The sequence below is a fragment of the Carnimonas nigrificans ATCC BAA-78 genome (assembly GCF_000526695.1).
GTDB lineage: Bacteria > Pseudomonadota > Gammaproteobacteria > Pseudomonadales > Halomonadaceae > Carnimonas > Carnimonas nigrificans.
In genome coordinates, this window is record NZ_JAGO01000018.1 from 20,567 (window position 1) to 31,949 (window position 11,383).

The window sequence follows — 11,383 nt, forward strand, 5'->3', positions numbered from 1 at the left end:
CATTATCAAAAAAGAAGCAAGCCCTCGTTCACAATAAGCGCGTTACCGATGCTGCCGCCCCAATAGCCCGCCGGGGGAAATCACCAATGAAATCAGATAGAAAGCGCCCGCCGACAGCACAATGGCAGGACCGGAGGCAACGCCTGCATTGAACGACACCACCAGACCAATAAGAGAAGCGGCGCAGCCGACAAGCACAGAGAGCAGCATCATGCTGCCCAGCGCCGAGGTCCATAGCCGCGCCACCAGAGCAGGTAGCATCATCATCCCCACAGCCATCAACGTACCAAGCGACTGAAACCCGGCGATCAGATTAAGCACCACCAGCAGCAGAAAAGCGTGATGCGCCCAACCACCACGCCCCTTCACAGTGCGTAGAAACTCCGGATCAAAGCACTCCATCACCAGCGGCCGGTAGATAACGGCCAACACCAGCAGCGTGACGGAGCTGATTCCAGCAATCAAATAGAGCGTATTCGCATCAATAGCGAGAATGGTGCCGAACAGCACATGCAGCAAATCAATACTGGAACCGCGCAGGGAGACAATCATCACCCCGCCGGCCAGCGAAATAAGATAGAAACCGGCGAAGGAGGCATCTTCACGCAAGCGACTACGGCGACTGGTAAAGCCAGCCATCATCGCCACCAGCAAGCCCGCCACCAGGCCGCCAATGCCCATTGCCCACAGCGACAGTCCCGCGACCAAATAGCCGATGGCCGCCCCCGGCAACACCGCATGGCTCAGCGCATCTCCCATCAGGCTCATGCGCCGCAGCAGCAGCAATACGCCCACCGGCCCTGCACTGATGCTGAGCGCGAATCCCGCGATAAGCGCACGCCGCATAAAACCGAAATCGGTGAAGGGCATCCATAGCGTTTGGTCGAGCCAATCAATCACAAGCGACTTCCTTCACTCTGTTCAGCACTACCGCTCATTCCAAGCGCTTGTTGAAGATGCTCGGTGCTGAGCACCTCTTCGCTGTTGCCCCAGGCGATCTGGCGCCCTGCCAACAGCAGGGTCGCGGGAAAATGACGCACCACCTGATTGATATCATGCAGGACGGCGACAATGGTACGGCCTTGTTGGTGCCACTCGCACACCAGCGCCAGCAGATCGCGCGTGGTTGCCGCATCCACACCGGCAAAAGGCTCATCGAGCAGCACCATCTCGGCATTCTGAAGCAGCAGACGAGCGAACAGCACCCGCTGAAACTGCCCGGTGGATAACGCCCCAATCGAGCGCTTGCTGATATCGTCGAAGCCCACCCGAGCCAGTGCCTCGGCTACCTGCCGTCGCCATTCACGCTGCTTCAGCGCACCGAATCCCCCCACTCGCTGCCAGGCACCCATCGCTACCACTTCGCCCACACTGACAGGGAAAGAGTGATCAATGGCCGCTTGCTGCGGTAAATAGGCGATATCCAGATCATGGGGCGTGCGTATTACCCGGCCCTGAGCGCTGGGCAACAAGCCCATCACGCTTTTGAGCAGCGTCGATTTCCCCGCCCCGTTAGCGCCCATAATTGCCGTCATGCTGCCCCGCTCGAAGCAGCCATGAATACCGCTGAGCACCGCTCGCCCACCGCGCTTCACGGTAAGATTATCAAGCGTTACCAAGGCTTCACTCATGGTAGCTGCACCGCCCAGTAAACGGCGAGCCACAGCGGCAGGCACAGCACAATGGCTGCCAGGGAGCGCGCAACCACCGAGAGAGTGAGCACCGAAATGGGTCTGCCACTAGGCGTGGTGCTGCGCTGCTGCGAATGTTGGGAGTCAGAGGTCATAAAAGATAACGTTATACTATATCTGTCAATTATCGTGAGGCGGGGCCGATCCATTACCACCACCGCTAATGATGTCACTATCTGGCTGAAAGCCATGCCGCCCACCAACAGGAAGGCGCGCTTCTGGCGTACAGCGCAGGGGTTACCCCACTATGGTAGCAAGAACCACTGCGCCTCGCCCAAGATGTCAGCGCCAGCGACTGCCTGGCTGTTTTAGTAGCCGCGCATGTTCACTTGCTGCTTTTGGAAGCAGGTATCAGCCGCCATGTAATGCCCAGCAGCACAAGCCAACCGATGCCAGCATAAAGTGCTACACGGGTATCGGCAGCGTAACCGATCAAGACAATCGCAAGCACCATAAACAGCAGCGCAAAGATCGAACTGGCCGGGTAAAGAAACAGAGGAAATTCCAGCTCCCCGCGCTCCTCGGCACTTAGGCGACGCCGCATCGCCATGTGAGCAAACAGAATGGCCATCCAGACCCATAGGGTCGCAAAGGTAGCCAGGGATGCGATCACTTCGAAGACCCGATCGGGGATCAAGTAATTCAGCAACACTCCCACCAGCAGCGCAAGGGCCATGGCAGCCACCGTGACCCATGGTATTCCCGCTGAGGAGATCGACTGGAAAGAGCGCGGGGCCTGACGCTGACGGCTGAGGTCATACATCATGCGGCCAGCGCCAAACACGTCACTATTGATCGCCGATAAAGACGCACTAATCACGATCACGTTGAAAGCGATAGCCGCCCAGCCGATTCCCAAATGCTCAAACATGCCTACAAAGGGGCTGCCATCTGAACCTATCTGCTGCCACGGCTGCACAGACATCAGCACAAACAGGGTGCCCACGTAGAAGATCAAGATCCTGAACGGCACCGAATTGACCGCCTTGGGCAGCGCCTTGCGCGGATTGTCGGTTTCTCCCGCGGTAATACCGATTACTTCGATGCCCCCAAACGAGAACATCGCCAGCGGCAATGCCAGCAGTACGCCTTCCCAGCCGAACGGTAACAGGCCGCCGTGCTCCCACAGGTTGGAAATGCCGGTTGGCACACCATCGGAGGTGCCCACGCCCCATACAATGACGGCGCAGCCCGCTGCAATCATGGCGATAATGGCCGCTACCTTGAGCGCCGAAAGCCACATTTCCAGCTCACCGAATACCCGTACACTGAGCAGGTTTAGCGCCGCAATGAAGAACACGACCGAGAGCACCCACACCCAGCGCGCAACTTCAGGGAACCAGCTACTCATATAAAAGCCGAAGGCAGTCACGTCGGCGATGGCAACGATCACCATCTCAAAACAGTAGGTCCACCCCGTCACAAAGCCTGCAAAGGGGCCGAGGTAATCGCTGGCATAACGCCCGAACGACCCTGCCACCGGATGATGCACGGCCATTTCCCCGAGCGCGCGCATCACCACAAACACCGCCGCTCCCGCGACCATATAGGCCAGCAACACCGCAGGGCCAGCTAGCTGGATAGCCTCCGAGGAGCCATAAAAAAGCCCGGTACCAATGGCTGAGCCGAGCGCCATGAAGCGAATATGGCGCACCTTCAAATGGCGTTTGAGTGATTCGTTTTGCGACATGGGTTTCCACTGCAACAGCGCGACGACAAGGCAAGTGATCACTCGACAAACACGCAAGGCGCCCGAGTGACCTCAGAAAAACCTGCGCATACTACCAAACCCTGCCGCAGCTCACCACGATGCCGCGCAAACCCCATCAATCAGCGGGAAGAACAACGCGATCTCCTGCCTTGATATGGTGCTGGGAAAAATAACCGCCGGCCATCTCCAGTGCCGCTACATAGGGCGCCTGGGGGCGGAAAATCGGACAGTCCTGCGCATTGGAAGCCTGACATGGCGGCATCCTAAAGGTATCGGTAATCCTGCCGTCACGATCAATGAAAGCAATATCCAAAGAAATCAGCGTGCGATACATCCAGTAGCCATTCTCGGCAGGCTGCTCGTGACCTGCGTAGCTGAACAACATGCCATGATCATCGGCAAGCTCAGTCCGTTGCATCAACCCTATCTCACGCTGTTCAGGCGTCGCGGCAATTTCAGCCGTCACCTTATGCGGGCCATGCGCCGTGATGATCGTCACGGAGTCGGTTGCAGCAGCCTGCGCCGCCCCTGCGAGCAGCGACCATAGCAGCACGCCTGTTAGCGTGCCTTGAAGCCCCGCTCCGATAATACGTTTCCCCTTCATGCCCTCTCCTGCTACCGCCAGCCCTGACGACACCGCCAATGGCCGATTGTTGTTTTTCCGCCCAACAAGAAACAGCTCCCGATACCCTGGGGTATTGAGAATAGACGCTTACCCAAGTGCCACCGTTGCGATTTTGCGTTTCAGGCTGCTTCGGTGACCACTAAAAGTCGTTTGCCGAGCGCCAGTAAGGCATTTTCGACCACTTCTATTCGTGATGAATAGAGAATAGAAGCAAGACGCCCTGCTGATGTTGCCGATACTCCCAGCCGCCGGGCCAGGCTGGCCTTGTTGATCCCCTGCCCCACCATTTCATTCCACAACGCGATCTTTGCAGCTTCCAGTGTCGGGATATGAATGAGCACCTCGCCAGCTTGAGGCTCTGAGGCAACCGGCATTTTTTGAGATCTATCCTGATAAAACGATAACGCAGTTATCAAGCCATCGACGGCATTGGCAATGGTTTCTGTGTCACCGTTTCCAGCTGTGTTGAACTCCGGTATATCCCGCGCAGTGGCCCATGTGCCGTTGTCATGCAACCTGATCGGATATGCGTGCATTGAAGACTCTCTCGTATTTATCAAGATGCAGTGAAGGCGCTCGATTAGGCCGCTATTTCCCGCCCAACAAGAAATACCTCCCGATACCCTGCGATACCGAGAGGAGGAAACCACTACTACTATTTGCGCGGTTGTCTTATTCCTTGAAGCCAATACCTTCGAAAATTGTCTCTTCGACAGGGCGGCGGTCACTGGGGGCTTCCTTGGCTTGCAGCCCTTCGGGGAGTGCGGCCTTATCGCCCTGCTTGCCCACGGCAATCATCGCTTCAACGGAGTAGGTTTCCGGCACCTTAAGCGTCGCGGCGATTTTCTCCTTGTTGATGCCTGTCATGCCGTGAGTGACCCAGCCCAGCTTTTCTGCCTGAAATGCAAGACTCGCCCAGGCAGCCCCTGTGTCAAAGGCGTAGCTGGGAAATTCGACTTCCGCCTGCGAGGTCATGGTGATTTTTTTAGCCAGCACCACAATCAGCGCCGAGGCATTTTTGGCCCAGCTCTGGTTGAATTCGACCAGAAAATCCAGATAGGTGCTGAAGCTCTCGCTGTCATTTTTGGAATAAGAGAAGCGCCATGGCTGAACGTTAAAGGCTGAAGGCGCCCAGCGGGCAGCTTCGAACAGGGTCAACAGCGTCTGGTCATCAATGGCTTCACCGGTAAGCGAGCGCGGCGACCAGCGATTTACAAATAGCGCATCAGCGGGATACTGCGGTTGACGTTCAGACATGGCATGGCCTCATGGATCAGTGCGAAGAAGGATGTGCCGCTGCATCAGCGACGATAGAACCACTTAAACATGGCGCACCGCCGCGCATAAAGTAAAGACTGTTTTGCCACTGTTTTTATTCCATTACGGCCACTGCTATGCTCACGGGCATACATTCAGCAGGTAATTCCGATGTCATCGTTAAAGGATCAATTGCAGGGCCACTTTGGATCACGCTCCGTGTACTCTACCGAGCATGGTGATCTGCGCGAAAACGAAGCGGATCAACAGCGACAGGCGCGTGATCAGCAGCGGCTGGACGAACTTGATGGAATTGTACGCATTCGCCGTGAAACCTCCGGTCGCAAGGGCAAGGGCGTGACCACCATCGAGGGGGTGCCACTTGCAGAAGATGGCCTGAAATCGCTCACGGCTACTCTCAAGAAACGCTGCGGTAGCGGCGGCTCCCTGAAGGGGTACATTATTGAAATTCAGGGCGATCACCGCGACACCGTCAAGGCACTGCTTGAAGAACAAGGCTTTAAAGTAAAACTGGCCGGGGGCTGAGCAGCCTCCTGACACACCACGCTCGGCTCCGCCTACTCTCGTCATCTTAATGGAAATTGCTATGCACTCGATGATTCGCCCCCGTCAACTTCGCACGCTACTACTGGCAGGTACGCTGGGCTTACTGGGAGGCTGTTCATGGATGCCTTTCAGCGGCGGCCCCGACTGGCAAACCCTGAACGGCACCGTAGGACTCTCCGATTCATCCCAGGTGCAGCAGGGGCAGATTCATCTGTCGCTGGTTGATCAGGACGACGGCGGCAGCCGCGTGGCCGTGACCCAGCAGCGCGTCACCGGCACCTGGCCCGAGCACTTCGAGCTGATGTACGACCACAACGGCATTGATGAAAGTCACCATTACGCGCTGACCGGCAGTCTTGTCATTGATGGCAAGCTCCGCTATGTAGAGCACGAAGCGGTTCCGGCACTCACTCAGGGTGCTCCCAGAAGCGCCGTGCAGCTGGTATTGGCACCTCGCTAGCCACACAGACACCAACGGCACCTCAGGGTGCCGTTTTGGTTCATGCGCTCTACTCTTCAGTAATCAGCCCGACGATTGTTTTTCCCAGTGCTCTGATCGCTTCATCGCGCTGCGCCATCTGCTGACCAACGCCGGTCATGTAGATGGTAACGATAACCGGCTTGTGATGCGGCGGCTGCAAGAGCGCCACGATATTGCGCGTATTGTGAAGGCCGCTTCCCGTCTTGTCTGCTACCTGCCACTTCCGAGGCACTACCGCTCGCAGCAGTTCATCGGCAACCTGATCGTTCTCCATCCAGTGAAGCAGTTGCTGACGCTGCGCTTTGGGTAGCGCATCACCGAGCAGCAATCGTTGCAGCGACAGCGCCATGGCGCGCGGGGAAGTGGTATCCCGTGCATCGCCTGGAGCGGCTTCATTCAATTGTGGTTCGAAACGATCAAGGCGCGTCACCTGATCCCCCAGAGTGCGAGCATACCGGGTCACCTGCTGCGGGCCGCCTAGCTGGTTCAATATCAGATTGGCCGCGGTATTATCGCTCACGCTCAAGGCAGCGCTGCAAAGTTGCGCCATGGTCAAACGCTGCCCGACATAGCGCGACGTTATCGGCGAATGAGCCACCAGCTGCTTTTCGGATAGCGGCGGCGCTTTGGATTCCAGCTGCTGACCGTCATGGCCGTTGTTATTCAATAGCGCCGCACACATGAATACCTTGGAGGTGCTCGCCATGGGAAAGCGCTGATCGGCCTGATAGTGCCAGGTGCGCCCGCTTTCAGTGTCCATCACGTAAGCGCCCACACGACCGCCTAAGGTCTGCTCAATACGGGCTGCCTGCTTACTCAGCGGATCAACGGGAGCGGTATCGGCATGTGCGCTGCCTAACCACACGAAAAAAGTGCAACAAGCCAATAACCATCGCATCTGCATAAGTGTCCTGCCTGTTTTATAGATTCACGTTACGGTCACAGCGCCCGCGCCCCGCCTGACCAAAGCTGCTGCTGGCAGGAAAGTTATCCAGCTGATTGCCTTTGATACCAATCCGCAGCTCGGTAAGACGCCCGCTACGGTCGCACATCAGCATCAGCGCCCTGCTGCTGGTATTAAACGTGGAGCCAAAGGTGGCAAGAATATCCTGACGCGCGACCTGCTGACCACGGTGATTGGCGAGCCATTGCCCGAAGCGGCTGCCTTCCACCTTATGGAAGAGCGTGATGGCGTGATCAAAATACCGGTCAGCCGAAATATTGAAACAGGCACCATGCTTCGCGTATTCGTGGCGATCGAGACAGCTTTTCTCACCGGGCATCACCGCTGCCAGCGCCGAGGAAGTGCCACCTTCCAACGCCGGTTTTGAGAACGAGCAGAAGCTGCCGCTGTGCTGACGATCAACCGCGAAACAGCCGTCACGGTTCCACTCAGAGCGACGCACGCCTTGCTGCGCCAGTTCGTGTGGCACACCGGGCCATAGTCCATGCAGCACCAGCGCATGGCTGCTGTCGCTACGACACTCAGGGCGTTCTTGATGCCCCTGACAGAAGCCGGGCTGCCAACTGAGCGCCAGCGTAAAATCATTCACCGCAGCGAAATCCAGCTTTCCATCTTGCTGAAATGAAGGTGCCGATTGCTGCTGGTTGTTGCCAGAATGTGGTGAAGAGCGCGGTGACGAATGCGAGCCATACTGATTCCACACGGCTCCCACGCCAAATACCATGACCCAAATCACCGCAACGGCAATTTTCCTTGTATGTTTCTTGTTCATCTTGCGATCCTATCGGTGCAGAATAACGCCCTGCAGGGCGAATGCCGATGCGCTACTGATAGCCAGCAGGCGCCATATGAAATGGCCGTAGCGTCTTCCTTCATGACATGGCTTGAACAGGGCATACGCACAGGCATAAATTGACCATAACAACGCCCCTGCGAGTCGGCTGTGTAAGCTCTATCTCTATAAGTGCTTATTATCCTTCAGCGTCTTATCTTCAAGGAATCCTGCGACCGTGTCCGATACTCACTCTTCTTCATTTGATGCCGTGGCGGATCAACCTGATACGCCGCAAGAGCCGCAGCAAAGTACGTCGAGCCCTTATCGCCGCGCCTCCATTGCCTTCTTTTTCGCGCTGTCCGGGCTGGCGATGTCGAACTGGGCGGTGCGCTTGCCTGATATCCGCCGCACGCTCGCCATCAATGATGCGCAGATCGGTCTGCTGCTGCTGTGCCCCGTGGTAGGTTCACTGGGACTGACGCTGCTCTCCAGCTATCTCATTGGCACCTTCGGCAGCCGTCGTACCACACGTATCGGCTCTTATCTGATCGTGCTGTCGCTGGTGCTGATCGGCTGGTCGCCCAACCCTTATACATTGGGCGGTGCGCTGCTGGTGTTTGGGGCGGGCATGGGGCTGATGAACATTTCGATGAACGATCAGGCTTCCAGTCTTGAACGCCGCTACCGGCGCTCGATTATGTCATCGTTTCACGGCGTCTTCAGCCTGGGTGGCATGGTCGGCTCGCTTAGCGGCGGCGCGCTGGCGAGTATTGGCCTGATTCCTGCCTACCACCTGACGCTGATCGCGGCCCTGCTGTTTGTCGGTATTCTGGTCAGCAAACGGTTGCTGATCAAACCTCAGCCACGTCAGCAAACGGCCAAAGGGCCGCTGTTTGTGGTTCCCAAAGGACGACTGTGGCTGATCGGCGGTATCGCGGCAGCCACCGTCTTTGTCGAAGGGTCGATGGCCGACTGGTCTTCGCTGTTCTTGACCGAGGCAGGCTCCTCAACCGGCTTTGCAGCGTTAGGTCTGGCGGTATTTACCGGCTCCATGGCGGTGGGACGCCTGCTGGGTGACAAATGGATTGATGCCGCTGGCCCACGGATTGCTCTACAGGTAGGTGGAATATTAGGCATTGTCGGGCTGGGCATTGCAGTGATCTTTGCCACTCCGGTTGCCTCGTTGATCGGCTTCGTACTGGCAGGACTCGGCATGGCCTCGCTGTTCCCCTGCCTGATTGGACTGGCCGGCAAAACACCCGATATGGAGCCTTCCCAAGCGATTTCGTCAGTCGCCATGATGGGCTATGTCAGCATGATGGGCGGCCCGCCGATGCTGGGCTTTCTTTCTCATGCGGTAGGCTTGCGCCTGGCCTTCGTGGCACTGCTGCTGTCATCCATTGTGATTGTGGCACTGGCAAGCCCCGCAGCACGCAGCAAAAGCAACCAGTAGCTATTTTATAGCGTCTGACTGGCGTATCAGCGCAGGAATGAATGGTCATTCATATCGACGAAGGAATACTCGACTAAAGAGAGTTTGGAGCAACATGGTTATCGGTCAAGATACAACCAAACCAATAACCGAGAAAAACACGCCCGATGCTCTCTTACACCTCCTGCCGCTCGAAGGCATCAATATTCTCTCTCTCTTCTACGCTGGGGCTGATGATGGTCAGCCCTGTGGCGTTGGCTAAAGCTCCTACCATTGAAGAGCGTTTGGCAGCCCTTGAAGAACGTGTCAGCGCCGCAGAGCAGCGCGCCAAATCCGCAGAACAACGCGCCGATGCTGCCGAGCAGCGGGCCTCACAGGCACAGCAGGCGCTTGTTCAACAGCAATCAACTTCCCACTCGCTTGAGCTGGCTACGGTTTCTGCCCCGTCAGCGCCTGGCAGTGAGTCCCCTCATGCGGCGTCACACAGTGAATCGGAACCGCCCTCCGATTCAGGCGCTCCCGAGGGCAAGATCACCTTCGGCGGTTACGCTCGCTCCGGTGCGCTGTTCAATAACCACCTGGAAGGCGGCAAAGGCGGCCCTTACATGTCGCCAGCGGGTATGGTGGGTGGCTCTATTGGGCGTCTGGGCAATGAGCAGGACACCTATGTCGAGGCGGTGCTTGGCTATGAGCAGCTCTTTAGCAACGGCACTCGTGCCAACTATACGGTCATGCTGGCCGATGGCGTTGATACCCTCAACGACTGGACATCAGAGGACAGCGACCTGAACGTGCGTCAGGTCTACGCTGAACTCTCGGCGCTACCCGCCTTCAGCAACAGCAGTATGTTCAAGGACGCTACCTTCTGGGCCGGCAAGCGGTTTGATCGCGACAACTTCGATATTCACTGGCTCGATTCCGACTTTGTCTTCCTGGCGGGCACCGGTGGCGGTATCTACGATATTCAGATCACCCCCGACTGGCGCAGCAATGTCTCGCTTATGGGCAGAAGCTTTGGTGATTTCTCAACCGCCGGCGGCAGCGATAATGTGCAGAACTACATTCTGACCCTCAACAACTATTTTGGCCCCTGGCAGTGGATGATCAACGGCATGCATGCCAACGACAACGATGCCAATTGCCGCGTCGGTGGTCATGCCGGGCTGTCTCAGGAAGAGTGTACAGAGCAGACCGTTAACAGCCGTTCCGGAAAAAGCACCGAAAATGGCGTACAGACCATGGTCGCCTATCACGGCGACAGCTTCTTTGGCCTGCGTGAAGGCACCTTTGAGGCTGCTGTGATGTATGGCAAGGGGCTAGGGGCCGAGGTCAAGTCGCTGGGGTCTGATTCGGAACTGCTCAGCGATGCCCAGAGCGTGCGCCTGGCGCTTTACGGCACTACTGCCTTGAATGACACCTGGAGTATCGCCCCTATGGTGATGGCCGAGCATAGCGAAGATCGCTACGTCAAAGGCGACCGCTATGACTGGGTAACGCTGAATGCGCGCTTTGCACAGGCGATCAATGAAAACTTCGAGCTACAGTATGAAGCCGCCTGGCAGAACATGGATCTATCTCCTAAAGGCTGGGCCAACCGCAATAGCACCAACGGCAGCGTTACCAGGCTGACCTTCGCCCCAACCCTGAAGCCCATGACCGGCGACTTCTTCCTGCGTCCCGAACTGCGCGCCTTTGTCACTTATCTTGACTGGAGCAAGAAGCTCAACGGTTATAGCGACAGCGACGCCTTTGGACTCAACGGCTTCACCGGCAGCGAGTGGCAATTCGGGGTACAGATGGAAACCTGGTTCTAACACGATTCAAGCCCCGCCCCTTCTGCGCGTAACTAGCCAGAAGGGCGGGGCTTGTGAGTGTGGGGA

The 11,383-nt window shown here is 57.1% G+C and carries 13 protein-coding genes; 4 read left to right on the top strand and 9 right to left on the bottom strand.

Features of this window, described 5'->3' with window-relative positions; genetic code table 11:
- Positions 1-42 precede the first annotated feature (42 nt).
- The 7 genes from L881_RS0112225 to L881_RS0112255 all read right to left on the bottom strand — a co-directional run bounded on the left by L881_RS0112225 (position 43) and on the right by L881_RS0112255 (position 5,284).
- On the bottom strand, positions 43-900 hold the full coding sequence (locus L881_RS0112225) for a metal ABC transporter permease (RefSeq protein WP_025733968.1): 858 nt from the start codon (positions 898-900) through the stop codon (positions 43-45).
- Positions 897-1,631, bottom strand: a complete 735-nt coding sequence (locus tag L881_RS0112230) for a metal ABC transporter ATP-binding protein (protein WP_025733969.1) — start codon at positions 1,629-1,631, stop codon at positions 897-899. The genes L881_RS0112225 and L881_RS0112230 overlap by 4 nt, the downstream gene beginning before the upstream one ends.
- A complete protein-coding gene (locus L881_RS13820; RefSeq protein ID WP_156926563.1) occupies positions 1,628-1,786 on the bottom strand; it encodes a hypothetical protein in 159 nt (52 codons plus the stop codon). Before L881_RS13820 ends, L881_RS0112230 begins: the two co-directional genes overlap by 4 nt.
- A gap of 230 nt (positions 1,787-2,016) precedes the next feature.
- Positions 2,017-3,381: an amino acid permease gene (locus tag L881_RS0112240; RefSeq protein ID WP_025733970.1), complete on the bottom strand. Its 1,365-nt coding sequence runs from the start codon at positions 3,379-3,381 to the stop codon at positions 2,017-2,019.
- A gap of 136 nt (positions 3,382-3,517) precedes the next feature.
- The gene (locus L881_RS0112245) at positions 3,518-4,006 is read right to left on the bottom strand and encodes a DUF192 domain-containing protein (protein WP_025733971.1); all 489 of its coding nucleotides are present in this window, start codon (positions 4,004-4,006) and stop codon (positions 3,518-3,520) included.
- A 140-nt stretch (positions 4,007-4,146) separates the two neighbouring features.
- Positions 4,147-4,563, bottom strand: coding sequence for a type II toxin-antitoxin system HicB family antitoxin (locus L881_RS0112250; protein ID WP_025733972.1), 417 nt, complete (start codon positions 4,561-4,563; stop codon positions 4,147-4,149).
- A gap of 136 nt (positions 4,564-4,699) precedes the next feature.
- Positions 4,700-5,284 carry a nitroreductase family protein gene (locus tag L881_RS0112255; protein ID WP_025733973.1) on the bottom strand — a complete coding sequence of 195 codons (585 nt, stop codon included), beginning with the start codon at positions 5,282-5,284 and terminating at the stop codon, positions 4,700-4,702.
- A 171-nt stretch (positions 5,285-5,455) separates the two neighbouring features.
- Here L881_RS0112255 and L881_RS0112260 point away from each other — a divergent pair, with 171 nt between their 5' ends.
- Positions 5,456-5,830 (top strand): translation initiation factor, encoded by a 375-nt coding sequence (locus L881_RS0112260; RefSeq protein WP_025733974.1) that lies wholly within the window; start codon positions 5,456-5,458, stop codon positions 5,828-5,830.
- Positions 5,831-5,891: 61 nt separating this feature from the next.
- A complete protein-coding gene (locus tag L881_RS0112265; RefSeq protein WP_025733975.1) occupies positions 5,892-6,311 on the top strand; it encodes a YbaY family lipoprotein in 420 nt (139 codons plus the stop codon).
- Positions 6,312-6,360: 49 nt separating this feature from the next.
- On the opposite strand, the gene bla is transcribed toward L881_RS0112265, so the two are convergent.
- Together bla and L881_RS13295 are read right to left on the bottom strand one after the other, a co-directional pair.
- Complete coding sequence (gene bla, locus L881_RS0112270) at positions 6,361-7,197, bottom strand: class A beta-lactamase (protein ID WP_169730610.1); 837 nt, start codon at positions 7,195-7,197, stop codon at positions 6,361-6,363.
- A 55-nt stretch (positions 7,198-7,252) separates the two neighbouring features.
- Entirely contained in the window at positions 7,253-8,068 is an 816-nt protein-coding gene (locus tag L881_RS13295; protein ID WP_025733977.1) for a ribonuclease T2 family protein, read from the bottom strand.
- A gap of 238 nt (positions 8,069-8,306) precedes the next feature.
- Here L881_RS13295 and L881_RS0112280 point away from each other — a divergent pair, with 238 nt between their 5' ends.
- Both L881_RS0112280 and L881_RS0112285 read left to right on the top strand, forming a co-directional pair.
- Entirely contained in the window at positions 8,307-9,524 is a 1,218-nt protein-coding gene (locus tag L881_RS0112280; protein WP_025733978.1) for an MFS transporter, read from the top strand.
- 146 nt (positions 9,525-9,670) lie between these two features.
- Positions 9,671-11,317, top strand: coding sequence for a carbohydrate porin (locus L881_RS0112285; protein WP_051464895.1), 1,647 nt, complete (start codon positions 9,671-9,673; stop codon positions 11,315-11,317).
- Positions 11,318-11,383: the final 66 nt, after the last annotated feature.